General features: G+C 66.7%; 19 protein-coding genes and 2 pseudogenes. 12 read left to right on the forward strand and 9 right to left on the reverse strand.

Annotation, left to right across the window (positions count from 1 at the left end; translation table 11 throughout):
- Positions 1-119 precede the first annotated feature (119 nt).
- The 5 genes from ACIP21_RS08930 to ACIP21_RS08950 form a co-directional block, all read right to left on the reverse strand.
- The gene (locus ACIP21_RS08930) at positions 120-824 is read right to left on the reverse strand and encodes an SDR family oxidoreductase (protein ID WP_400686523.1); all 705 of its coding nucleotides are present in this window, start codon (positions 822-824) and stop codon (positions 120-122) included.
- A gap of 89 nt (positions 825-913) precedes the next feature.
- A complete protein-coding gene (locus ACIP21_RS08935; protein WP_400686525.1) occupies positions 914-1,822 on the reverse strand; it encodes a LysR substrate-binding domain-containing protein in 909 nt (302 codons plus the stop codon).
- A gap of 10 nt (positions 1,823-1,832) precedes the next feature.
- Positions 1,833-2,129, reverse strand: coding sequence for a DUF3144 domain-containing protein (locus ACIP21_RS08940; RefSeq protein ID WP_400686527.1), 297 nt, complete (start codon positions 2,127-2,129; stop codon positions 1,833-1,835).
- Between the two features lie 97 nt (positions 2,130-2,226).
- Entirely contained in the window at positions 2,227-3,579 is a 1,353-nt protein-coding gene (locus ACIP21_RS08945; protein WP_400686529.1) for an amidohydrolase, read from the reverse strand.
- Between the two features lie 291 nt (positions 3,580-3,870).
- Positions 3,871-4,620, reverse strand: a complete 750-nt coding sequence (locus ACIP21_RS08950; RefSeq protein WP_400686530.1) for a creatininase family protein — start codon at positions 4,618-4,620, stop codon at positions 3,871-3,873.
- Positions 4,621-4,935: 315 nt separating this feature from the next.
- Here ACIP21_RS08950 and ACIP21_RS08955 point away from each other — a divergent pair.
- The 6 genes and pseudogenes from ACIP21_RS08955 to ACIP21_RS08980 form a co-directional block, all read left to right on the forward strand.
- Positions 4,936-9,213: pseudogene (locus ACIP21_RS08955) on the forward strand (RHS repeat-associated core domain-containing protein); the annotation flags it as partial.
- Positions 9,214-9,471: 258 nt separating this feature from the next.
- Positions 9,472-9,666, forward strand: a pseudogene (locus ACIP21_RS08960) (hypothetical protein); the annotation flags it as partial.
- Positions 9,645-10,154, forward strand: coding sequence for a DUF6714 family protein (locus ACIP21_RS08965; RefSeq protein ID WP_400686532.1), 510 nt, complete (start codon positions 9,645-9,647; stop codon positions 10,152-10,154). The pseudogene ACIP21_RS08960 and the gene ACIP21_RS08965, both read left to right, overlap by 22 nt.
- A gap of 82 nt (positions 10,155-10,236) precedes the next feature.
- Entirely contained in the window at positions 10,237-10,671 is a 435-nt protein-coding gene (locus ACIP21_RS08970; RefSeq protein ID WP_400686534.1) for an Ohr family peroxiredoxin, read from the forward strand.
- A 66-nt stretch (positions 10,672-10,737) separates the two neighbouring features.
- Entirely contained in the window at positions 10,738-11,478 is a 741-nt protein-coding gene (locus ACIP21_RS08975) for a response regulator (RefSeq protein ID WP_400686535.1), read from the forward strand.
- Complete coding sequence (locus ACIP21_RS08980) at positions 11,475-12,812, forward strand: sensor histidine kinase (RefSeq protein WP_400686537.1); 1,338 nt, start codon at positions 11,475-11,477, stop codon at positions 12,810-12,812. The genes ACIP21_RS08975 and ACIP21_RS08980 overlap by 4 nt, the downstream gene beginning before the upstream one ends.
- Before the next feature lie 3 nt (positions 12,813-12,815).
- Here ACIP21_RS08980 and ACIP21_RS08985 read toward each other — a convergent pair whose 3' ends face one another.
- Positions 12,816-13,598 carry an AraC family transcriptional regulator gene (locus ACIP21_RS08985; protein WP_400686539.1) on the reverse strand — a complete coding sequence of 261 codons (783 nt, stop codon included), beginning with the start codon at positions 13,596-13,598 and terminating at the stop codon, positions 12,816-12,818.
- 102 nt (positions 13,599-13,700) lie between these two features.
- On the opposite strand from ACIP21_RS08985, the gene ACIP21_RS08990 reads away from it, so the two are divergent.
- The 3 genes from ACIP21_RS08990 (at position 13,701) to ACIP21_RS09000 (ending at position 18,365) form a co-directional block, all read left to right on the forward strand.
- Positions 13,701-14,930, forward strand: coding sequence for a CynX/NimT family MFS transporter (locus ACIP21_RS08990; RefSeq protein WP_400686541.1), 1,230 nt, complete (start codon positions 13,701-13,703; stop codon positions 14,928-14,930).
- Positions 14,931-15,017: 87 nt separating this feature from the next.
- Positions 15,018-15,392: a sigma factor gene (locus ACIP21_RS08995; protein ID WP_400686543.1), complete on the forward strand. Its 375-nt coding sequence runs from the start codon at positions 15,018-15,020 to the stop codon at positions 15,390-15,392.
- 90 nt (positions 15,393-15,482) lie between these two features.
- Positions 15,483-18,365, forward strand: a complete 2,883-nt coding sequence (locus ACIP21_RS09000) for an ATP-binding protein (protein ID WP_400687106.1) — start codon at positions 15,483-15,485, stop codon at positions 18,363-18,365.
- Positions 18,366-18,367: 2 nt separating this feature from the next.
- On the opposite strand, the gene ACIP21_RS09005 is transcribed toward ACIP21_RS09000, so the two are convergent.
- From ACIP21_RS09005 to ACIP21_RS09015, 3 genes are read right to left on the reverse strand one after another with little or no spacing between them, the layout of a single operon-like run.
- Positions 18,368-19,147: an alpha/beta fold hydrolase gene (locus tag ACIP21_RS09005; protein WP_400686545.1), complete on the reverse strand. Its 780-nt coding sequence runs from the start codon at positions 19,145-19,147 to the stop codon at positions 18,368-18,370.
- A gap of 17 nt (positions 19,148-19,164) precedes the next feature.
- A complete protein-coding gene (locus ACIP21_RS09010; RefSeq protein ID WP_400686547.1) occupies positions 19,165-20,205 on the reverse strand; it encodes an alpha/beta fold hydrolase in 1,041 nt (346 codons plus the stop codon).
- 21 nt (positions 20,206-20,226) lie between these two features.
- Positions 20,227-21,534, reverse strand: coding sequence for an epoxide hydrolase family protein (locus tag ACIP21_RS09015; RefSeq protein WP_400686549.1), 1,308 nt, complete (start codon positions 21,532-21,534; stop codon positions 20,227-20,229).
- A gap of 194 nt (positions 21,535-21,728) precedes the next feature.
- Here ACIP21_RS09015 and ACIP21_RS09020 point away from each other — a divergent pair, with 194 nt between their 5' ends.
- From ACIP21_RS09020 to ACIP21_RS09030, 3 genes are all read left to right on the forward strand, one after another.
- On the forward strand, positions 21,729-22,940 hold the full coding sequence (locus ACIP21_RS09020; protein WP_400686551.1) for an MFS transporter: 1,212 nt from the start codon (positions 21,729-21,731) through the stop codon (positions 22,938-22,940).
- 68 nt (positions 22,941-23,008) lie between these two features.
- Entirely contained in the window at positions 23,009-24,145 is a 1,137-nt protein-coding gene (locus tag ACIP21_RS09025) for a sensor histidine kinase (protein WP_400686553.1), read from the forward strand.
- Positions 24,142-24,513: a response regulator transcription factor gene (locus ACIP21_RS09030; RefSeq protein WP_400686555.1), complete on the forward strand. Its 372-nt coding sequence runs from the start codon at positions 24,142-24,144 to the stop codon at positions 24,511-24,513. Before ACIP21_RS09025 ends, ACIP21_RS09030 begins: the two co-directional genes overlap by 4 nt.
- The last annotated feature ends 10 nt before the right edge of the window (positions 24,514-24,523 follow it).

Below are 24,523 nucleotides of genomic sequence, written 5' to 3' on the forward strand. Positions count from 1 at the left end.
CGAATACGGGCGAAGCCCGTGCCATACACCGCGGTGTCTTCTTCGCGGGTGAACCCGCTCCCACAAGGAGCCATGCCATCTTTCAGCATTGTGCAAGGCAGGAGGGCCGTCTACTTCGGTCAGATGCTGCGGGTGATCCCGCCATCGACCTTGATGTTCTGCCCGGTGATGTACGCCGCGCCGTCACTGGCGAGGAAGGCGATGGTCGCGGCGATCTCCTCGCTGGTGCCGTAGCGCTTGAGCGGCACGCTGTCGCGGCGTTGCTCGGTGGCGGGCAGGCTGTCGATCCAGCCGGGCAGCACATTGTTGATGCGCACGTTGTCGGCCGCATAGGTGTCGGCGTAGATCTTGCTGAACGCCGCCAGGCCCGCGCGGAACACCGCCGAAGTCGGGAACATGTCGCTCGGTTCAAAGGCCCAGGCCGTGGAAATATTGATCACAACCCCGCCCTTCTGCCGCTGCATGTAGGGCGTGACCAGGCGGGTCGGGCGGATGACGTTGAGCAGGTAGGTGTCCATGCCCTTGTGCCAGTCCTCGTCGCTGATCTCCAGAATCGGTGCGCGCGGGCCATGGCCGGCGCTGTTGACCAGCACGTCGATGCGCCCCCATTTCTCGATGACCGCGTCCACCAGCCGTTGCAGGTCGGCGACCGACTGGTTGCTGCCGGTCACGCCGATGCCGCCGAGCTCCACCGCCAGCGCCTCGCCTTTGCCCGAGGACGACAGGATGCCGACCTTGAAGCCGTCCGCGGCCAGACGCCGTGCCGCTGCCGCGCCCATGCCGCTGCCACCGGCGGTGATGATCGCCACTTTTTCTACAGACATGTTGCCTCCTTCGATGATCGCTACACACGTGTGCAAGTGAGATCACACTAGCAGTCGACTGGCCGTCGAGGGAGGTAGCCAGGCTTTGCCTAGCCAGTAGATAAACTTTCGCCTGCCTGGGCCTTGAGCCAGTCGATCACCTGCTGCAAAGCGGCCGACTGCTGCGCCTTGCGCGGCCAGACCAGGTAGAACGCCTTGTCCAGCTGCAGGTGCCGGGCGAACACCTGCACCAACCGGCCGGCGGCGATATCGTCCTTGACGAAGGCATGGCTGGCCAGGGTGATGCCCTGCCCGCCCACGGCGGCCTCGATGGCCAGCGACGTCTGGTTGAAGCGCAGGTTGCGCGACGTCGCCAGGGGGTGCCCGGGGAATACGGCGGCAGTGAACTGGGGCCAGAAGTTGTGCGCATCGTGCAGCGCGACAAATCCCTGCAAGTCGGCAAAACCCAGGGGCGTGCCCTGCGCTGCCAACAATGTCGGGCTCGCTACCGCAACGATGCGTTGTTCCATCAGCAGTTCGGCATTCAGGCCCGCGCCGAAGGGCGGGTGGCCATGGCGTACGGCGAGGTCGACGCCGTCGGTGTGGAAGTGCGACAGCCGGTCGGTGGCCAGTACCTGCAGGTCGATGTCCGGGTGCTGGTCGGCAAAGTGGCCAAGCTTGGGAATCAGCCACTTCGAGGCCAGGGTCGGGGTCACGCTGACCGTCAGGTGCGACGGTTCCGGGCGCAGCAGGCGGGTGGCCTCGTCGATCATCATCAAGGCGCTGCGCACGCTGGTGCTGTAGGCGCGCCCGGCATCGGTCAGGCCCAGGCCACGGGCCAGGCGCTCGAACAGGCGAATCCCCAGGCTGGCTTCCAGCCCGCGGATCTGCTGGGCAACGGCCGCCTGGGTGACGCCAAGCTCTTCGGCGGCCAGGCGGAAGTTCAGGTGCCGCGCCACCACCTCGAACACGCGCAGCGCGTTGAGCGAGGGCAGGCCAGGAAAGCCTGGGGCACTCATGGCGGGGCCCTCAGCCTTCCTTGCCGAGCATGTAACGGTCGAAGTGCTCGATGTGCTCGTCGAGGTTGTCTTCCAGCATCATCCGGTACTGCTCGCAGAAGTACTTGACGAGCTCGTCCCGCGCCGCGGCCATTTCCGGCCCGGACTTGAACGTGCGGGCACTCATCCAGGCATTGAAACGGCTGGCGGCGAAGGTCATCGAGGCGCTGACCTTGCCCAGGTCTTCACGTTGTTCGATCTGCTGGTTGGCCAGGTCGATATGCGCGTCGGCGCGGTCGTAGAAGGCCTGGTCGGTGGCTTGGGTCATGACGGGGTTACCTTTGGCAAACGTTGCTGATACTCGCAACGGCGAGCAGCATGCCACACATTGTGCCGGAGCCGGGTAGCAAGCTCGCCGAAGTGTGTCAGCGATCAGCGGCCGCCCGCTGCTCCAGGAAGTCCACCGCCAGGCCCGACATCGCTCGCGCCCCGACAACCAGCGCACTTTCGTCGACGAAGAACCCGGGGTTGTGGTTCGGCGCCGCCTTGGCCGGGTCTTGCCCCGCTGGCGTGACGCCGAGATAGAAGAACAGCCCCGGCACCTTGCCAGCGTAGAACGAAAAGTCCTCCGAGGCGCCAATCAGCGGCGAGGTCGCCACCTTGCCCTGGGCGGCGCGCTCCAGCGTCGGCGTCATCCGCCTGATCAGTTCGGCATCGTTGAGCGTCACGTCGTACCCCGGAACGATCGACACCTTGGCCGTGGCCCCGGCGCTTTCGGCGATCTTCTCCGAGGTCAGCTTCACGTCCTCGGCCACCTGCGCGCGCACGCCCGGGTCATAGGTGCGGATGGTGCCCTGCATGTCGACGCTCTGCGGGACGATGTTCGGTGCACTGCCGCCGTGCACCATGCCCACGGTGACCACCGCCGGCGACTGGGTGAGGTTGGCGCGGCGACTGACCACCGTCTGCAGGCCGGTGATCACCTGGGCCGAGGTGACGATCGGGTCGACGGTGTTCCAGGGCATGCCGCCATGGCCCTGCCTGCCGGTGACCGTGATGCTCAGGTCGTCGCTGCTGGCGGTGGTCGCGCCCGGGCGCCAGCTCAGTTGACCCGACGGCCCAGGCATCACGTGCACGGCGAACACCGCGTCGGGCTTGAGGGTGTCGAACAGGCCTTCCTGCAGCATCAACTGCGCCCCCCAGCGGCGCCCTTCGCCACCCTTGACCAGGCTCGAACCCTCTTCGGCCGGCTGGAAGATGAACATGACCTTGCCCGGCAACTGCTCGCGCATGCCCGCCAGGATCTGCGCCGTGGCCATCAGCATGGCCGTGTGGGTGTCATGGCCGCAGGCATGCATCACGTCGACCTCGTCGCCGTGGTACATACCACGCGCCGTCGAGGCGAACGGCAGCCCGGCCGGCTCCTTGACCGGCAAGGCGTCCATGTCGGCGCGCAGGGCCACGGTGGCGCCAGGCTTGCCGCCGTCGAGGATGCCGACCACGCCGGTGCGGCCGACACCGGTATGTACTTCCAGGCCGAGCTTGCGCAGGTGATCGGCAACCAGCTTGGCGGTACGGGTTTCCTGCTCGCCGAGTTCCGGATGCTGATGGATGTCGCGGCGCCAGGCGATCATCTGTCGTTCGACCTGGGCGGCGCCGGCAAATGCCTGCGCCTCCAGCGGGCTGGCCTGGCCGTGGGCATTGCCGGCAAATGCCAGCATGGCCAGGCACAGGGTGGAAAGCGACACAGGGGGCAGCAGGAACTTGCAAGCAGGCATATCGGAGCATCCAGGCATGAATTGTTATTGGTTTGGCACGCAAGCGTGCACCATAACAACTGCTTAGCATGCTATCAATGCATCGCTCAGCCTGCCCCTCCGTAGGAGCGAGCCTTGCTCGCGATGGGGCGCGCAGCGGCCCCAGGTTCTCAGCTTCGCAGCCAGTAACGCCGGGGCTGCGTGGCAGCCCATCGCGAGCAACGCTCGCTCCTACGCAGACCGTGCAAGACCCGCGAACACCGGCACGGGTGGGGCGAGCCGTGCAAGCCGGTGCCATCCGCTACAAAGCCATCACCCCGGTCGGCTCTCGCTGCTGAACGCATCCACCGCCTTGAGCAACCCCTGCGCCGCCATCATCACCAACTGCCGCCCCTTCTCCGGCGAAGCCTGGGCCGGGTCCGAGCCCATCCGTCCATCCGGGTGCCGTGCACGAAAATCCTGCGCCTCGCGAATCGGCCCCCAGTTGGCGACCTGCGGCGAATACTCCGCGGTCTTGATGCTCTCCGGGTACGCCCACTGGGTCACGGCAATCTCCGACGGTGTGGCATGGATGCCGTGCCCCGTGGGGAACTGCTCCTTGGCCAGCGCCTCCACCCCGTCCAGGTCCCACCAGTTGCACAGCTTCAGCGCGAACCCCGCCGGGCGCCGGGCGAAACTGGCCTCGGCATAGATCTCCGAGAACGCCGCCTCGATCGAGGCGACGTTGCCGCCATGGCCATTGAGAAAGAGGATCTTCTCGAAACCATGGGCCGCCAGCGAGCGGATCCAGTCGGTGATCGCGGCAATGAAGGTCGAGGGCCTGAGCGTGATGGTGCCGGGGAAGCCCAGGTGGTGCTGGGCCATGCCGATGTTGAAGGTCGGCGCGACAAGGATGTCGGCGTTGTTCTGCGCCTCGACCGCGATGATCTCCGGGCACATCCAGTCGGTGCCCAGCAGCCCGGTCGGGCCGTGCTGCTCGTTGGAGCCGATGGGGATGACGATGGTGCGGCTGCGTTGCAGGAAGCGTTCGGTTTCAACCCAGGTCGATCGGTGCAGGAGCATGTCGGTTCTCTCTCTGAATAAGGTGGCTAACCCGTGATACCCCTCCAGTGATAGCACTCGCCAAACCAGTCCAACAGCATACCTAGGTATCGATAGCGACCCCTGGCCAGTCGAGCCCTGGTAACTTTTCCTACGCATCGTGTCGCCTTGCGTCCTACATACCTTGATGAATTCCGCTCGTATCTTCACGGCCATCTGCTAGCAGCCATTTCCGCCTTTTCGTGCTTGCTGGAAATCGCCTGCAGCGCAGTCACGGCTGCTTTCTCCCGCACTGCGGAAGCAGCGATTCGTCAGATGCAGCGACTGAGAGGTCTCATGGCCCTTTTGGATACTTCAGCAAACACAAGCATTCATCCCCCTCGACTTGCAGTAACCCCACTGGCAGAAATCCAGCCCAAAGACGCCGGCCGCGGCGCCGCCCTGTTCGATGCCTGGCTGCGCGAAACCAGTGCCGGCTTTGTCACCCTCGAACGCCTCAAGGGCGTTGCCGGCAACCTACCCGTGGCGGGCAACATCATCGCCCTGGTCGATGCCTTGGGCGATATCGTGCAACTGGCACGTAATCCGAGCCCGGCGGCCTGCGCCGACTACGCCATCAACCTGATCGGCCTGATCACTGCACCCGCCGACGAAGCCGCCGCGCGCATGGCCCTGCGGCCAATGCTGTTCATCGTGCGCCAGGAACGCAAACAGCTGCTCGACGACGCGCTGGTCGAACTGATAGCGGCGCACCTCAATACCGACATCGCCGGCAGCATCGACAACTTCGTCAGCCAGTCGGCGGGCAAGCTCAACGCTGCGCTGAACGACGCGGCCATTCTTGGCGAACAGCTGATCCTCGACCTTGCCAGCGGCATGGAGGCGCTGGCTTCCGGTGTGCGTGCCAAGTCTGGCGGCGCAAGCGGCCACCTGCTGATCCACGATCCGCTGACGACGATTGGCAACTACTTGAACGCGGCCTTCAGCGCTTCCAAGGGTCTGACCCGAGCTGACGTCAGCCCGTTACTCAGTGACGCAGCCAAGGCCGAAATCACCGCCCAGGTGGCCCAGCTGCGCCTGCTGGCGCCGCAGGTCGGTGCCGCGATTCTCAAGCTCGGCGATGCCCGCAGCCCGAGTTCGATCGAAGCCCTGCGCCAGACCCTCGCCAGCAGCGTCGAGCAATGGCGGGTACGCAACCCGCAGGTGGTCACGTTCAACGTCAAGGTCGGCACCACGACCCGCGTCCGCCACCAGCTTGCGCAGGGCAAGCTGGAAACCCAGAAGGAACAGGCGCCCGTCACCCAGGCCGCCAACCCGTGCAAGAACGGCGCACCGACCGGCACCTGCAACAGCATCGACTTCGCCCTTGGCAGCGAGACCCTGCAGCACACCGATTTCAGCCTCCCCGGTCCCTTCCCCGTGCAATGGTCACGGGTCTACAACTCACGCCTGGCCGCACTGGACAGCAGCAGCCTCGGCGCACGCTGGCTCACCGAGTTCACCACCTGCATCGATGTGCTCGGCAAGGGCCTGGTGCTGCACGACATGGACGGCCGCAGCCACGATTTCCCGCTGCCGAAAACGGGCAAGCCGCACCACGACGCCATCGAGGACCTCACCCTGGTCCGTACCGGCGAGCAACAACTGGTGCTGCTGCGCGGCCTCGACCGCCAGGAAACCTACGCCCGCCATCGCGAGCGCTTCTACCTGACCCACATCAAGCTGCGCAGCGGCGCCGGCGCAATGCTGCTTTACGAGCACCGCCACCACGACCAGCCGGTGCTGTCGGACATCAACACCTACTTCGACGACGACCCGAACAAGGTCCACCTGCAACTGGGCACCCTGCTCGACGACCATGGCCACATTCAGGGCCTGTGGCAGGTGGTCGACGGCAAACCGCTGCGCCAGCTGTGCGGGTATCACTACGATGACCAGGGCGACCTGATCGCCGCCCAGGACGAGAACGGCGCCGCCTAGCGCTACCAGTACCAGCGCCACCTGATCACTCGCTACACCGACCGCACCGAGCGCGGCTTCAACCTCGAATGGGACGGCAGCGGCCCACAGGCCAGAGCCATCCGCGAATGGGCCGACGACGGCAGCTTCGAAACCCGGCTCAAGTGGGACAGGCACATCCGCCTGACCACCGTGACCGACGCCTACGGCGCCCAGACCCACCATTACTACGACGCCGAGGGCTACACCTACCGCATCCACCACGCCGACGACCGCTCCGAATGGCTGTTCCGCGACAACCGCAAGAACGTCATCCGCCACCTGCACGCCGACGGCAGCCAGGACCGCTACACCTACGACGCGCGCAGCAACCGCCTGCAACATATTCGCCCCGACCACAGCGTGGTGCACTACGCCTATGACGACAAAGACCAGCTGATCAAGGTGCTCGATGCCGAAGGCGGCCTGTGGCGGCGCGACTACGATGACGTCGGCAACCTGGTGGAAACGCTCGACCCGCTGGGCAACAAGACCGAGTTCGCCTATACCTCCACCGGCCTGTTGAAGGCGATCAAGGACGCCAACGGCAACGAGAAAAAGCTGGCCTACAACGCAGCCGGGCAGTTGCTCGAATACACCGACTGTTCCGGCAAGACCAGCCAGTGGGCCTATGACGAGCTGGGTCGCCTGGTCCAGGCTACCAATGCCCTGGGCGAGCAGATCCAGTACGCCTACAAGGCCGGCCAACTGGCCAAGGTCACCCACCCCGACCAGACCGAAGAGCGCTTCGAGCGCGATGCCGAAGGCCGGTTGCTGGCCCATGTCGATGGGCTGGATCGGCGTACAACCTGGAGTTACACCGCGGCCGGGCTATTGGCCGAACGGATCGACGCGCTCGAGCACTCGGTCAGCTATCACTGGGACCGGCGCGGCCGCCTGGTCGGCATGACCAACCAGAACGGCAGCCGCGCCCGCTTCGTGTACGACGCGGTGGGCCGTCGGCTGGAAGAAACCGGCTTCGATGGCCTGAGCACGACCTACCATTACGACCCGCACAAAGGTCGCCTGGCCAGTACCCAGGTCGGCCAGCGCCGCATCGACCTGCGTTTCGACGCCATGGGGCGATTGGTCGAGCGCACCGCCAGCCAGGGAGATCAGCGGCAGATCGAACGTTTTGCCTACGACGGCAACGGCCAGCTGATCCAGGCGCTCAATGCGGCGAGCAAGGTGCAATGGTTCTACGATGAAGCCGGCAACCTGACCCGCGAGCACCAGCATTACCTGCTCACCACTAACCCGTTGGTTGCGATCTGGCAGCACGAATACGACGCCCTGAACCAGCGCATTGCCACCGTCCGCCCGGACGGCCACCGCGTCAGCTGGCTGACCTACGGCAGCGGCCACCTGCTGGGCATGATGCTCGACCAGCACGAAATGCTGGCCTACGAGCGTGACGACCTGCATCGCGAGGTGGTGCGCCATCAGGGTAACCACCTCATGCACACACAGCGCTGGACCTCCACGGGGCGACCCGAAGCGCAATGGCTCGCCAGCTACGACGGCAAGTCGACCCTGCTGAAACGCGATTACGGCTACGACACCGTCGGACAACTGACGGATATCAAGGACACCCGCCGAGGCAATCTGCACTATCGCTATGACCCACTCGGTCGCCTGCTGCAGGCCAACAGCCGCCTGGGCGAAGAAGTCTTCGCCTTCGACCCGGCCGGCAACCTGCTGGACGAAACCCGGCAACTCAACCGCCCACTGGAGCAGGATGCTCGGCATCAAAAGATCATGGACAACCGGCTGCGCGAATACGCCGGCAGTCACTATCAGTACGATGAACGCGGCAACCTTGTGCGTCGCTTGAGGGATGGCGTGCAGGCCCATTTCACCTGGGATCTGTACAACCGCCTGGTGAGTTACACCGATGACAAGCTTACGGTCGATTTCAGTTACGACGCCCTCGGGCGACGGCTGCACAAAAACTCGGTCGCCCACTACTGGAACAAGCCCGAAGCAGGGACCGGCTGGAACGAGATGCAACGGGCCAAGCGACAGCGTAAGTTGCATTGCGGCCTGACGTTGTTCGGCTGGGATGGCGAAACACTCGCCTGGGAAAGTTCGCCTGCGCGGGATGAGGGCGACACGGGGCGAACCGTGCACTACTTTTACGAGCCTGGCAGTTTCGTGCCCGTGGCGCAGGCGATGTATCAGCGACCGGTGCGGTTGCAGAAGCAGCCTGACTGGACCGGGCGCGATTATGACTTTGACAGTGATCCGCTTTGGCATACGGAGATCAAGTCGCGGGACTTCGATGCCATTGCCTGGTTCCACTGCGATCACCTGGGTACGCCGTTGGAGCTGACGGATCGACAAGGCGCTGTTGTGTGGGCAGGGCAGTACAAGGCGTGGGGGGAAGTGCGAGAAGAACAGAGGGAGGATGCGAGGCTCAATGGACTAGAGAACCCGATTCGCTTCCAAGGTCAGTATCAAGACCGCGAAACGGGGCTTCACTACAATCGCTACCGTTACTATGAACCCAAGCAGGGGCGCTTCCTCTCGGTCGACCCGATAGGACTCGCGGGTGGGTTGAATGTTTATGGCTATGCGGCCGGTAACCCTCTGACCTATGTTGATGCCCTTGGCCTGAATCCCGCTGCAGGCTGTGTAGTCGGCGCATGGGGCGGGCCAGTTGGATGTGGCGTAGGGGCTGTTGTAGGCACTGTGGCTGCGGTCGTAGCGGTAGGTGCTATCGTCAGCGCTCCTGGAGATACGCCCGCTGAGCAAGAGACTTTGTTTGACGACGCAGGCCGAAAAGTTAGCCCGTTTGCTGCAAATTTGAAACCACCAGGAAACTGCTCGCCTGGAGAACAGCAGCGCATGCAAGATGAAGTAGAAAAGGCATGTAAAGGTCAACCAAGACGCTGCACCGCCGCTACAGATCCGATCGAAGCCGCTCTCCGCAAAGAAATAAATATCCAATGCGGCAACGCGCGCGAAGCAATTAATAACCGGTGTTATGCTGGCGGTAATCGCGGGCACCGTAATGAATCCATCAAGGCGTGGGAGGCAGCAGCAAAATGCGAGGAAAGAATACGCTAAACAAGAGCCAAATCGAAATCAGACTAAAGGTAGAGCGTGCATTTGGAAATAAACCTCCGCCACCAGCAGAAGAAATAATCAACACGAAGTACATAGAACCCATCAGAATCAGAGATTTCTTCAAAGGAAAGCCTTGGTGGGAGATCACATTAGAAAAGCTCCAGACCGACTATTCTGGAGATGGCTCTGCCTGCCTAACATTCATGTCACCCAAAGGCAGAAACTACTACCTCCCTGCATACTTATTACTTACCACCGAGAGTTACTACGAAGGGGATGTTGTGACCTTAGACTTCCCATCTAGACTTCTTATGTATGCTAAAGATGACGATTACTTTGAGATTACAGGCTTGAAAAATGAAGAAATGGTGGCGATCGCTGAAGTTTTGCGATTCTTAGTGACCGAGCATGATGACGAGGATGCACAGGAGGCTCTGGATTTCCTATGGAAACAATATTTGCCTCAACCCCCGCACAATCCCCCCTAATAACAGCTAACAGCAGATAACGGGCCCTCCCCCCCGTGCCCCCTCAGGCTAAAGGCCAGAGCAAGGATCACGAGAATCACCCATGCTGAATGTCGAAAAAGTCCTCTACAGCGCCCGCACCCACACCAAAGGTGGCCGCGATGGCGTCGGGCGCAGCGATGACGGGCGCCTTGACGTCACCCTGTCGCCCCCCGGCGTGCCGGCCGATGGCAGCAACCCTGAACAACTGTTCGCCGTGTGCTGGTCTGCCTCGTTCCTCGGCGCCCTGCGCCATGCCTGCAACGCCCGCAAGGTCCCCTTCCCTGCCACCGCCGCGGTGGATGCCCAGGTCGAGCTGCTGCACGCCGAACAGGGCTTTTTCCTGCGCGCGCATTTCGCCATTGCCCTGCCCGGCATCGAACCAGAGTTGGCCGAGGTGCTGATCGACGCCGCCCGGCACAACTGCCCCTATGCCAAGGCGACCCACGGCAACCTCGCAGCCACCTTCAGCGTGGCGCAGGCCGGACCGACACCTTGATGTAATGGCGCCCCGCCGCCGCCAGCGCTACAAGTGTGCGCCTCTGGAAGCACGAAGGTGGGGCAGATGGAACACATGGATCACATCCTGATCGTCGACGACGACCGCGAGATCAGGGAACTGGTGGGCAACTACCTGCGCAAGAACGGCCTGCGCGCCTCGCTGATGGCCGACGGCAGGCAGATGCGCAGCTTTCTCGAAGCCAACCGCGTCGACCTGATCGTGCTCGACATCATGATGCCCGGCGATGACGGCCTGGTGCTGTGCCGCGAACTACGCGCCGGCAAGCACAAGACCACGCCGGTGTTGATGCTCACCGCCCGCAATGAAGAAACCGACCGCATCATCGGCCTGGAAATGGGCGCCGACGACTACCTGGTCAAACCCTTCGCCGCCCGCGAGCTGCTGGCGCGGATCAACGCGGTGCTGCGCCGCACACGCATGCTGCCGCCCAACCTGGTGGTCAGCGAAGCGGGCCGGCTGCTGGCGTTCGGCGACTGGCGGCTGGACACCACCGCGCGCCACCTGCTCGACCGCGACGACACCGTGGTCGCCCTGAGCGGTGCCGAATATCGCCTGCTGCGGGTGTTCGTCGACCACCCGCAGCGGGTGCTCAGCCGTGACCAGTTGCTCAACCTGACCCAGGGCCGCGACGCCGACCTGTTCGACCGTTCCATCGACCTGCTGGTCAGCCGCCTGCGCCAGCGCCTGGGCGACGACGCCCGCGACCCGGCCTACGTCAAGACCGTGCGCAGCGAAGGCTACGTGTTCTCCTTCGCCGTGCAGATCCTCGGGGAGCCGGCATGAAGGCCCTGCGCTGGCCGCGCACGCTGGCTTCGCAGCTGTCGCTGATCTTTCTGCTGAGCCTGGTGAGCGCCCACGGCCTGTCGTTCGGCCTGCAGTTCTACGAACGTTACCAAAGCGCCAAGACCCTGATGCTGGGCAACCTGGAACAGGACCTGACCACCACCGTGGCGGTGCTCGAACGCCTGCCGGCCGACGAGCGCAAGGCCTGGCTGCCGCGCTTCGTACACCCCAACTACCGCTATCAACTGGACGAAGGCCAACCCGGCACGCCGCTGGACATGGCTTCGCCCCCCGAATTCGTACGTTCGATGGAAGCGACACTGGGCCGCGAGTACAACCTGCACTACACCCAGCTGGTGGATTTTCGCCCGCACTACCAGGCGCACCTGCGCCTGCACGACGGCAGCCCGCTGACCATCGACGTGCGCCCCAAGATCTCGCCGCTGTCACCCTGGCTGCCGGTGGTGCTGGCCGGGCAACTGTTGCTGCTGCTGGGCTGTACCTGGCTGGCGGTGCGCACCGCCATTCGCCCGTTGACGCACCTGTCGAAGGCGGTCGACACCCTCGACCCCAACGGCGGCGGCGCACGCCTGGACGAATCAGGCCCGGTCGAAGTGGCCTACGCGGCAGTGGCCTTCAACACCCTGCAGACGCGCATCGCCGCCCATGTGAAGGAGCGCATGCAGCTGCTGGCCGCCATTTCCCACGACCTGCAGACGCCCATCACGCGGATGAAGCTGCGCGCTGAGCTGATGGACGACTCGGTGGAGAAGGACAAGCTGTGGAGCGACCTCAGCGAGATGCAGCACCTGGTCCAGGAAGGCGTGGCCTATGCCCGCAGCATGGACAGCTCGACCGAGACGAGCCGGCGCATCGATGTGCGGGCATTCTTGCAGAGCCTGGTGTTCGACTACCTCGACACCGGCAAGCAGGTCAGTCTCGACATGCCCCGCGACGCCGTGCTCGACGCCCGTCCCCATGCCCTGCGCCGGCTGCTGGTGAACCTGGTGGACAATGCCCTGAAGTACGCCAGCGACGTCGAGATCGCCGTGCACCGGCCCGCCGCCGGCAGCCTGGCCATCGCCATTCTCGACCGTGGCCCCGGGATCCCCGAGGCGCTGCTGGCCGACGTGCTCAAGCCGTTCTATCGTCTGGAAAGCTCACGCAACCGCGACACCGGTGGCACCGGGCTGGGCCTGGCGATTTCCCAGCAGCTGGCGCTGTCGCTGCAAGGCTCGCTGGTGCTGTACAACCGCGAAGGCGGCGGGCTGTGCGCGCAGCTGACCCTGCCCGTGCCGATTGCCGAGCAGGTCAAGGCCCTGGCCAACGGCTGACGCTCAGCGCGCCGCGAGGAAATCGCTGGGCGACTCGCCCATCACCCGGCGGAACATGCTGCTGAACGCACTGGCGCTGGCGTACCCCAGCGCCTGGGCGACCACGCCGATGCCCTCGCCCTGGTCGAGCCGGTCCAGCGCGCTGGCCAGGCGCACCTGTTGCACCCAGTGGCGAAAGCTCATGCCGGTTTCCTTGAGGAACAGGCGGATCAGCGTGCGGCCACTGGCACCGACCTGGTCGGCCCAGTACTCGAGGGTGCGGGCATGCCCCGGCGCTTGCAGAATCGCGTTGCAGATCACCAGCAGGCGCCGGTCGCTCGGCCAGGGAATCTGCAACGGCAAGGTGCGCGCGCTTTCCAGCTCGCAGAGGATCAGCGCGACCACATGGGCATTGCGGCCTTCGAACACGTACTCGATGGGCTGGCCGGCCAGCACCAGGATCAGCTCGCGCAGCAGCGTCGACACCTCCAGCACACGGCAGCGCCCGCCGAAACGGGCTGCGATGTCGGGCTGGACATAGATCGAACGCATGCTGACCGCGCCGAGCATCAGCTGATCGTGCACCACCTCTGGCGGAATCCACAGCGCCCGCCGCGGCGGCAGGAACCACAGGCCATCGTCCGTGGCCACGCGCATGACACCCTGGGTGGCATACAACAACTGGCCATGCCGATGGGTGTGGGGCGTGTTGTAGGCCCCCGCCGGCTGATTGCGCACCAGGGCGGTCATCGGCAGCGCGACATCCTGGTAATCGCGATAGTCCTCGCTGCGGGCTTGGCTGTTCATGGGCGTCCTTCGAGGTTGTCACTTGGCCGATACAGTTTGGCATTTATCGCCTCCGATGCCGCGCTACGATCCCTGGCATCCCCTGGCTCACGGTGCGTCACCATGGCATCTCCCGCTTCCAACGACAAACAGCAACTGGCCGCCATCGTCGGCCTGCTGGTGCTCTCCCTCGCCCTGCGACCGGCCATCGTGTCGATAGGCCCGATCCTGCTGGAGATCCAGCGGCACTTCGCCCTGAGCTTCACCCAGGCGGCCTTGCTGACGGCCATTCCCGATGTCTGCATGGGCGTGATGGCCCTGCTCGCGCCCGCCCTGGCCCGGCGCTTGGGCAGCGACCGCTGCGTGGTCGCCGCGCTGGCGCTGCTCGGCATGGCCGGCGTGTTGCGGGCGGTGGCCGACAGCGTGCCGCTGCTGTTGCTCGGCACCTTGCTGGTGAGCATCGGCATCGCCATCGCCGGCGCGCTGATCGGTGGCTGGATCAAAACACATTTCCCCCATCGCCCGGCATTGTTCATGGGTATCTATGCCGCAGGCCTGAGCGTCGGCGCCAGCCTGTCGGCGGTGTTCACCGCGCCGATCAGCGAACTGGCCCAGAGCTGGCGGGCAGGTGCCGGCATCTGGAGCCTGCTGAGCGTCAGCGCGGTCATCAGCTGGCTGTGGATGGCCAGGCGATTTGCCCTCGCACCGGCCGCCGCAGCCAACAGCAACCGCCAGCCCGCCAGGCTGCCCTGGCGCAACCCGCTGGCCTGGCGCGTGGCGCTGCATTTCGGCGCCAGCCAGTTCGTGGTCTATGCCCTGTTCGCCTGGCTGGCCCCGGCGTCCACCGAGCGTGCGCTGACCACCCTGCCCGCCGGCATCCTGCTCGGCCTGTTCACCGCCGTGTTCGCCGTGGCCAGTGCCGCCGCCGGTGTGTTGCCTGGCAGCGGCAGCGACCGCCGGGCTGCCCTGGGGCTGTCGAACCTGGTCGCCCTGGCCGGTGTCGCCGGCATGGCCTTCGCCCCCGCCGCCGCGCCCACGCTGTACGTGCTGCTGGTGGCCAGCGGCCTGGGCGTGGGCTTCACCCTGGGCATGACCCTGCCCCTGGACAACGCCGACAACCCCGCGCAGGCCGGCGCCTGGACCGTGTTCATGCTGTTCGTCGGCTACCTGGTGGCCGCGCTGGGGCCGATCTGCTTCGGTGCCTTGCGCGACCACAGCGGCAACCACGACCTGGGGTTCTTCATGCTGGTGGCCGTACTGGCGGCCATGCTGTGCCTGGTACCGGCGCTGAAACCCGCGCAGGCCGAGGAGCCGGGTAATGCCTGCCGGCTAACAGAAGCTAACAGGCCCTAACTGGCACTCGCCGCCAGCGCCGCTCATGCTGGATGCTCGCCACCGTTCGCGCGGGCGAGCCGATAGAGGACGAGAAGGAATCCGCTCATGACTGACGATTATCGCGAACCCTGCATCGACAGGGCTGATCGCGCCAGCAATGAGGAACTTGCCGCACTGTTGGCCGCCGCCGTCGACGGCCACGCCAGTGCGCTGCAGTGCCTCTCGCTGCAAGTCGTACCGCTGCTGCTGGCGTTCTACCAAGGGCAGGCGCAGGCCGGCGGGTTGCTGCGCGATGCCGTCGACGAACTGGTCCAGCAAGCCTGGCTGGCGGTGTACCAGCGCTGCGCCGGCTACGATCCGCAGCGGCCGTTTCGTGCCTGGCTGATCGAGATTGCCTGCCAGACGCTGGTCGAACATCGCCGCCGGCAAGTGGCATTCACCCCCGCACCAGCGCGCAAGGCCAGTGCCAGGCTGCACTGACTCGGCGAGCGCCGATGGCTTGATGTGGCGCTCGGCACAGGGTTCAATGGCCAGCCAACCCCTCTTCCCAGCGCCGAGAGCACGATGACCGTGGAGCCTTCCCAGGACGAGCAACTTGAGCCCTCCCTGTCGGCCATCGCGTTCGGCCCCTTCCAGGTCGTGCCGGGCGCGCGCAGGCTCACCCGCGAGGGTGCACCGGTGGCGATCGGCGGGCGCGCCTTCGACCTGCTCCTGGCCCTGCTGGAACAACCCGGGCGCGTCGTCAGCAAACGTGAGCTGCTCAAACGGGTGTGGCCCGACCAGGTGGTCGAGGAAGGCAGCCTGCGCTTTCACATGACCGGCCTGCGCCGCACCCTGGGCGATGGCGAGGATGGCGCGCGCTACATCGACACCCAGGTCGGCGTGGGCTATGCCTTCGTCGCACCGCTCGCCCGCCCAGTCGGCGAGCCGCCTGCCGCTGCGGCCCTCCCCCTGGCCAACGGCAGCGGCCTGCTCGGCACGGTCGGCAGCCTGCCGCCGCGGGCACAACTGATCGGCCGCGACGCCGACGTCGCGCAGGTCTGCGAGCACCTGCTGCAGCCCAGGCTGTTCACCATCGTCGGCCCGGGCGGGGTCGGCAAGACCAGCCTGGCCGTGGAAATCGGCCATCGGCTGGCGGCCGCGCGCGACGGCGCCGTGCGCTTCGTCGACCTGGCCCAGGTTGAGGATGCCGGGGTGGTGCCCTCGGCCATCGCCGGCGCGCTGGGCATCCCGGTGCAGGCCGAGCAGCCGTTGTTCGTGCTGCTCGCCCACCTGCGCGGGCAACGCCTGCTGCTGCTGATCGACAACTGCGAACACCTGGTCGATGCCGTCTCGGCACTGGTCGAGCAGATCCGCGAGGCGGCCCCCGGCGTGGCGATCCTGGCCACCAGCCGCGAGCCCCTGCGTGCCCTCGGCGAGCACCTGCACCGCCTGGAGCCCTTGGCGTTCCCGGCCGAGCACCAGGCCCTGGGCCTCGATGAACTGCTGGCCTTCCCGGCCATCCGCCTGTTCGTCGAGCGCGCCCTGTCGGGCAATACCGGGCTGACCCTGAGCACGGCGGATGCCCGCCTGATCGGCGACATCTGCCAGCGCCTGGAGGGCATGGCGCTGCCCATCGAGCTGGCCGCCATGCGCGTGGCCAGCCATGGCGTGCAGGCCACCCACACCCTGCTCGGCGAGCGTTTCTCCCTGGGCTGGTCAGGGCGCCGCACCGCACAGCCCCGCCACCAGACGCTGCGCGCCATGTTCGACTGGAGCTACGGCCTGCTGGCTGAGCAGGAACGGCTGGTGTTCGACCGCCTGGCGGTGTTCGTCGGGCCCTTTTCGCTGCAGGCCGCCAGCCAGATCGTCGCCGACCAGGCCCTCGACCCGCTCGACGCGGCCGCCAGCCTGGACCAGCTGTGCGCCAAGGGCCTGGTCACGGTCGAGTGCAGCGATGCCCTGGCCAGCTACCGCCTGCTGGAAATGACCCGCGCCTACGCCCGCGAAAAACTGCTGCTGCGGGGCCCACAGCAGGCCCATGCCCTGGCCTTCCGGCATGCCGCCTACCACACCGAACTGCTCGGCCAGCTGCGCGGCACGCCGCAGCAGATCTTCAACGCCTCGGCACGCCTGGGCAACCAGCTGGGCAACGTGCGCAGCGCCCTGGAGTGGAGCTTCGGCCCCCACGGCGACCCGGGGCTGGCGCTGCCACTGGCCGCCGCCAGCACGCAGCTGTTCCTGCATTTCGCGCTGCTGGTCGAGTGCCGCACCTGGTGCGCCCGGGCCACCGAGCTGCTGCAACTGGGCTACTTCGGCACGCCCACCGAAATGGAGCTGCAGGCCGCCCTGGGGCTGGTGCTGATGTTCACCCAGGGCAACAACGAGGCGGCCCGCCAGGCCCTGCACCGCGCCCTGGAGATCGCCGAACAGCTCGATGACCGCTGGTCGCAGCTGCGCCTGCTGGGCCGGCTGCAGATCTTCTACGAGCGCATCGGCGACTTCGCCGCCTCGCTGCACTGGGCCGAACAGGCGGTCGAGGTGGCCAAGCCCATGCGCCAGCCCGAGGCCACGGCGGTGGCCGCCTCGCTGGCCGGCATCGCCTACCATTTGCTGGGCAAGCAAGGCCTGGCCCGGCAGACCCTGGAAGTGTCGCTGCGCAACAGCCTGCCGTCCGAGCGCAGCAGCACCCTGCACTACGGTTTCGACCACCGCAACCGCACCGGCCTGGCCCTGGCGCGCACGCTGTGGCTGCAAGGCTACCCCGACCAGGCCCGCCAGGGCGCCCGTCAGGTGGAGCGCGAGGCCCTGGCGCTGGACCATGCCGCGACCTACTGCATCGCGCTGGTGTGGACGCTGCACATCGATATCTGGAGTGGCGACCTGGACAACGCCGAGCAAGGCCTGCAGGCCTTCGCCCAGGTCGCCCTGACCAACGCCTTCGCGCCCTATGTCGCCGCCGTGAGCGGCATTCGCGCCGCCATCGACATCCGCGCCGGGCGCCCGGCCAACGCCGTCGCCGCGCTCGAGGAGGCCCTGGCGCGGCTGCACGGCATGCGCTACGAACTGCTCACCAGCTACTTCGAGATCGCCCTGGCCGAAGGCTTGATACAGAGCGGCGAGCACGCCAAGGCACTGGCCCAGGTCGAGCACACCATCCGCCACTGCCACAGCAGTGGCGATGCCTTCGCCCTGCCCGAACTGCTGCGGCTCAAGGCGACGATTCAACGGGCGTTGGCACCCCAGGACCACAGGCTGGCACAAGCCACCCTGGAGGCCTCGCTCGCCCTGAGCGACGCGCAAGGCTCACGCAGCTGGGCCCTGCGCAGCGCCCTGGACCTGGCCGAACTGTGGCGCCAGCAAGGTCGCCTGGCCGAAGCCAGGCAACTGCTGGAGCACCACCGCGCGCAGTTCAGCGAGGGCTTCGACACCCACGACCTGCGCCAGCTCGACCTGGCGCTTCAGCGCGCCTGAGTTCAGGACTCGCCTGCGGCCGCCCGCTCGATGAGCCTGGCCACGGCTTGCGGGTGGGAAACCATCACGACGTGGGACCCGCCCTTGATCACCTCCACCGCCTTGCCGTGGGCGCGCTGGGCCATGAATGCCATGGCCTGGGGCGGGATGTTGCGGTCCTGGTCGCCGTAGATGTACCACGACGGCACGTGCTTCCAGGCCGGTTCGCCAGACTGCTCGTTCAGGGCCGCATCGGTGATCGGCCGCTGGGTCGCGGCCATTACCGCGGCCTGGGCAGCCGGCACATCGGCGGCGAACTGCTCATGGAAGCGCGCCTGCTGCACGTACAGGTCCTTGCCGCCATCGGCCAGCGGCACAGGTGGCGCCAGGGCCGGGCCGAGGGTGCTGCCGGGGAACTTGCCGGCCAGGCCCGCCACCGTTTCGCCGGTGTCGGGGGTGATGGCGGCGACATACACCAGCGCGTCGACATTGCTGTGGCCGTTGGCGGCAGCGCTGATCACGCTGCCGCCATAGGAATGGCCGACCAGCACTACCGGCGTCTTGATGCTGCCGATCACGGCCGACACCGCAGCACCGTCACTGGCGACGCTGCGCAGCGGGTTGGCCACGGCCACCACCGGGTAGCCGTCCTTTTCCAGGATGCCGATGACGCCGTTCCAGCTGGATGCATCGGCGAAGGCGCCGTGCACCAGCACGACCGTGGGTTTGCCGGCCTCGGCCAGGGCCTGGCCGGCGGCGAACAGGCTGGCGGTGACGGCCAGGGCGGTAAAGAGCTGTTTCATGGGTTGATTCCTCGAGGTCACAGGTGATCGGCGTCGATCACCGCCTGGGCGAAGGCCTGCGGGGCTTCCTGGGGCAGGTTGTGGCCGACCCCGCCGCTGACCAGGCGGTACTCGTACTTGCCGCTGTAGCGCTTGGCGTAGGCTTCGGCCGGTGGGTGCGGGGCGCCGTTGGCGTCGCCTTCCAGGGTGATGGTCGGCACGCTGATCGACGGGAATCCGGCGAGTTTCTTCTCCAGCGCGTCGTACTTGGCTTCGCCCTTGACCAGGCCCAGGCGCCAGCGGTAGTTGAAGATCGACACAGCGACGTGGTCCGGGTTCTGCAACGACGCGGCGCTGCGGTCGTAGGTGGCGTCGTCGAACTGCCACTGGGGCGAGGCCAGCTTCCAGATCAGCTTGGCGAAATCATGGGTATTCTGCTGGTAGCCCTGGCGGCCGCGCTCGGTGGCGAAGTAGAACTGGTACCACCACTGCAGTTCGGCGGCCGGCGGCAGCGGCGCCTTGCCGGCCTCCTGGCTGCCGATCAGGTAGCCGCTCACCGCCACCAGCGCCTTGACCCGCTCCGGCCACAGGGCCGCGACGATGTCGGCGGTGCGCGCGCCCCAGTCGTAGCCGCCGAGCACCGCCTGCTTGATGTGCAGGGCATCCATGAAGTCGATCAGGTCCGAGGCCAGCGCGGCGGGCTGGCCATTGCGCAGGGTCTTGGCCGACAGGAAGCGGGTGTCGCCGTAACCGCGGGCCGACGGTACCAGCACCCGGTAGCCCTGCTGTGCCAGGGCCGGAGCAACGTCGGCGTAGCTGTGGATGTCGTACGGCCAGCCGTGCAGCAGGATCACCACCGGGCCATCGGCCGGGCCGAGCTCGGCGTAGGACACGTCCAGCAGGCCGGCCTTGACATGCTTCAGTTCGCCCAGCGAGGTGTGGCTACCGGGCTTGATCGCTTCGAGGGTGCTGGCAGGAACGGCGGCGGCACTGGCCTGGGCGGGCAGCACGCTCATGACGGCCAGCGGCAGCAGCGCGAGGGCCAGCAGGCGCCGCGTGCGGGAAGGCGTGGTGTTCATCGTGAAACTCCGGGGTTGGGGTTATCGGGAAACCTGGGCATCGCCGGCCTTGGCCACCGCGCGTAGGGGGCGGAACGCTTCGCGCAGTTCTTCGCTGAACAGCTGCGGCTGCTCCCAGGCGGCGAAATGCCCGCCCTTGTCGACCTGACGGTAGTACGACAGCGACGGGTAGGCGCGCCGCGCCCAGCTCTGCGGCGCCTGGTAGATCTCGTGGGGGAACACGCTGATGGCCACCGGCACCTTGATCCGGTCGGTCTGCTGCGCGGCGGCGCTGAAGTTGTTGTTGTTGTTGTTCTCCCAGTAGAAGCGCGAGGACGACGCGCCGCTGTCGGTCAGCCAGTACAGGGTGATGTCGTCGAGCATCTCGTCACGGCTGAGCACGCGCTCGGGTTGGCCGTCGCTGTCGGTCCAGGCGGCGAACTTCTCGTACATCCAGGCGGCGGTGCCGGCCGGGGAGTCGGCCAGGGAGTAACCGATGGTCTGCGGCCGGGTGACCATCATCGCGCCGTAGGCGGCGTTGCGGCCGAAGAAGGTGCTGAGCGAGCGATAGGCGCCGCGCTCGGCATCGCTCAGGCCGGCGGGGGCCGGGTCGCCGCTGTTGATCGGCCGCACCAGCTCGGGCGGCACGGTGGCCGGCATGTTCAGGTGGATACCGAGCAGGCCGGCGGGCGCCAGGCGGCCCAGGGCATCGGAGATCACCGAGCCGTGGTCGCCGCCCTGGGACACGTAGTGGGCGTAGCCCAGGCGCTGCATCAGCACGTCCCAGGCCTTGGCCACCCGTTCCGGGCCCCAGCCCAGTTCCTTGGGCTTGCCGGAAAAACCGTGGCCGGGGATCGACGGGATCACCACGTCGAAGGCGTCCTCGGCACGGCCGCCGTAGGCGGTGGGGTCGGTCAGCGGGCCGATGGCCTTGAGGAATTCGAACTGCGAGCCCGGCCAGCCGTGGGTGAGGATCAGCGGCAAGGCGTTGGGGTGTTTCGAGCGCACGTGGATGAACTGGATATCGACGCCGTCGATGGTGGTGACGAACTCCGGCAAGGCATTGAGCCGGGCCTCGGCCTTGCGCCAGTCGTAGTCGCTGCCCCAGTACTTGACCAGGGCCTGTACCTGGGCCAGTTGCACCCCTTGGGAGACGTCGTCTACGGTTTCCTTGTCGGGCCAGCGCGTGGCGTTGATGCGCTGGCGCAGGTCGGCCAGCTGCGCGTCGTCGACATGGATGTGGTACGGGCGAATGGCCTCGGGCTCGGCGGCCCAGGCACCCAGGCTGCTGGCGAGCAAGGCAAGGCCGAGTGCGCCAAGCTTGGCGCGGCGGGACATCGGGGCAGGCATGGCGGATCTCCTTGGGCTGGGCCTGGCCGATCACACCATCTGCGACACCCTGCGGCGATTGCACCAAGGTGTCGGGCGATACCAAGGTATCGCCTGTGCCGGCCTCTTCGCGGGCAAGCCCGCGAAGCAGGCGACGCGGTGCACAGCCCTGGGTTTTCGGGCAGACTCCACGCAAACCCGTGCAAGGACCCCGCATGAGTGGGCAAACACTAAGCAATCCCTTGGCCGACACCACCTCCACCCAGTGGCGGGTGATCGGCCTGTGCATGCTGTTCAACGTGATCGACGGCATGGACGCGATGGCCATGGCCTTCACCGTGCACCAGGTCGCCGCCCAGTGGGCGCTGGGCGATGCGCAGGTCGGCCTGCTGCTCAGCGCCAGCCTGGTGGGCATGGCCTGCGGCTCGCTGGGCGCCGCCGCGCTGGCCGACCGCCACGGCCGCCGCCCGCTGTTGCTGCTGGGCCTGAGCGTCAGTGGCCTGGGCATGCTGCTGTCGTTTGCCAGCCAGGGTTTCACCGCCCTGCTGATGCTGCGCGCCATGACTGGCCTGGGCGTGGGCGCGGTGCTGGTCGGCGCCAACGTGCTGACTTACGAATACGCCAGCGCAAAGCGCCGCAACCTGGCCATCGCCCTGCAATCGGCCGCCTTTGCCCTGGGCGCCACGCTGGGCGGGCTGTTGGCCCGGGCCCTCAACGAAGGGCCGGGCTGGCGCCATGTGTTCCTCGCCGGGGGCGGCATCACCCTGCTGGCGGCACTGGCCGGCCTGCGCTGGCTGCACGAATCCAGGGCCTACGCCGAAGCCCCGAGCGGGTTCACGCAACGCTCGCTGCGCGACAAGTACCGGGAGCTGTTCGCCCCCGCTCAAGGGTTGCAGACCGTTTCGCTGGCCGCGACCGTGTTCCTGCTGATGTTCAGCTACTACTTCGTCACCAGCTGGACCCCGACGCTGCTGGGCCGCGACGGCATGGGCGCTGGCATGCTGCTCAATGCCGGTGGCATGTTCGGCGCCGTGCTGGTCGGCGTCGCCACCCAGCGCCTCGGCTCGCGGCGGCTTCTGCTGGGTTTGCTGGTACTCACCGCCACCCTGATGACGCTGATGATGCCCGCCGGCCAGCGCCTGGCGCCCGCCCTCGCCGCCGGCTTCGGCACCGGCCTGCTGCTCAACGGCGCCATCGCCGCCGTCTACACCCTGGCGCCCCGCACCTTCGCCACCCAGATCCGCGCCAGCGGCGTCGGCCTGGTGCTGGCCGTCGGGCGCCTGGGCGGTATCCTGTCACCCAGCGTGGCCGGCCTGCTGCTCGAAGCCCATTGGCAGCCGCAGCAGCTGCTGAACCTGTATGCCGGCAGCCTGCTGCTGGCTGCGCTGCTGATCTGGCGCAGCCTCCCGGCCCGCCGCGACACCTAAGTACTATGGTCGAACGCGATCGGGCGGCGCATGCTCACCCTGCGGCGCCCGACACTCAGAGAACCGCCATGCCGAACCCGCCCGACTTCAGCCACCTGATCAATGCCGTGCCCGGATTCATCTGGAGCGCCGACGCCAATGGCGAGGTCAATTTCATCAACCAGCGCTGGTGCGACTACACCGGCATGAGCGCGCAGCAATCCGCCGGGCACGGCTGGACGAGCTCGCTGCACCCGGACGATGCCGGTGGCCTGCTGCACTACTGGATGGCCTTGATGCAGGCCGGCACCCCGGGTGAGTACGAAGCCCGCCTGCGCCGCCACGATGGCAGCTACCGCTGGTTCCTGATCCGCGCCGTGCCACAGCACGACGAGGAAGGCGCGGTGGTGGGCTGGTACGGCGAAAACACCGACATCGAAGACCGCAAGCAGGCCGAAGAAGCGCTGGACCGGATCCGCCTGGAAATGGCCCACCTGGCGCGGGTGGCGAGCCTGGGCGCGCTCACCGCCTCCATCGCCCACGAAGTCAACCAACCGCTGGCCGGCATCGTCACCAACGCCAGCACCTGCCTGCGCATGCTCGGCGCCGCGCCGCCCAACGTCGAAGGCGCCATGGAAACCGCACGGCGCACCCTGCGCGATGGCAACCGCGCCGCGGATGTGATTAAACGCCTGCGCGCCCTGTTCGCCAGGCACAGTGAGCTGGCCGAAGATGTGGACGTGAACGAGGCCGCGCACGAGGTCATCACCCTGCTGCTCGGCGAACTGCGGCGCAACGGCGTGGTGCTGCAGGTGCAGTTCGCCAAGGGGCTGCCGGCGGTCAAGGGCGATCGCGTGCAGTTGCAGCAGGTGATCCTCAACCTGATCGTCAATGCCGTCGACGCCCTGCGCGAGGTGCCCGGCACTGCGCGGCAACTGCGCATCAGCACCCTCCTGGAAGAGCGACAGTGGGTTCGCCTGGCGGTGCGCGACAGCGGCATCGGTTTCGATGCCCAGGCCGCAGCACGCCTGTTCGAGGCGTTCTACACCACCAAGGCATCGGGGATGGGCATGGGCCTGTCGATCAGCCGCTCGATCATCGAGCGCCACCATGGCGAGCTCCGGGCCACCCTCAACGAGGGCCCGGGGGCAACCTTCCACTTTTGCATTCCACTGCCCGCGGGCGGTGACGCGGCAGACGCTGCCGCCCTGGAGCCCACCCCATGAAAGGACCCTTGCTGGTCGCGGTCGTCGATGACGACGAATCGGTCCGCGAGTCGCTGCCCGACCTGCTGCGCGAGTTCGGATTCGCCGTCGAGGCGTTCGCCTCGGCCCAGGCGTACCTGGCCTCGCCCAGCGTCGAACGCACGGCGTGCCTGATCGTCGATGTACTGATGCCCGGCATGTCCGGGCCCGAGCTGGTCAAGGCGCTGGGCGCGCGTGGCCATACCCTGCCGGTGATCTTCATCACCGCCAATGCCGACGCCTGCCAGCACCCGCGCCTGCGTGGCCCGGGCGTGGTCGACTGCCTGGCCAAACCCTTCAGCGAGGCGCAGCTGCTGAAGGCACTCAGCGCCGCCCTGCCAGTCGACTGAGCGACGATGC

It is taken from the genome of Pseudomonas sp. NPDC089401 (assembly GCF_044749485.1).
Taxonomy (GTDB): domain Bacteria; phylum Pseudomonadota; class Gammaproteobacteria; order Pseudomonadales; family Pseudomonadaceae; genus Aquipseudomonas.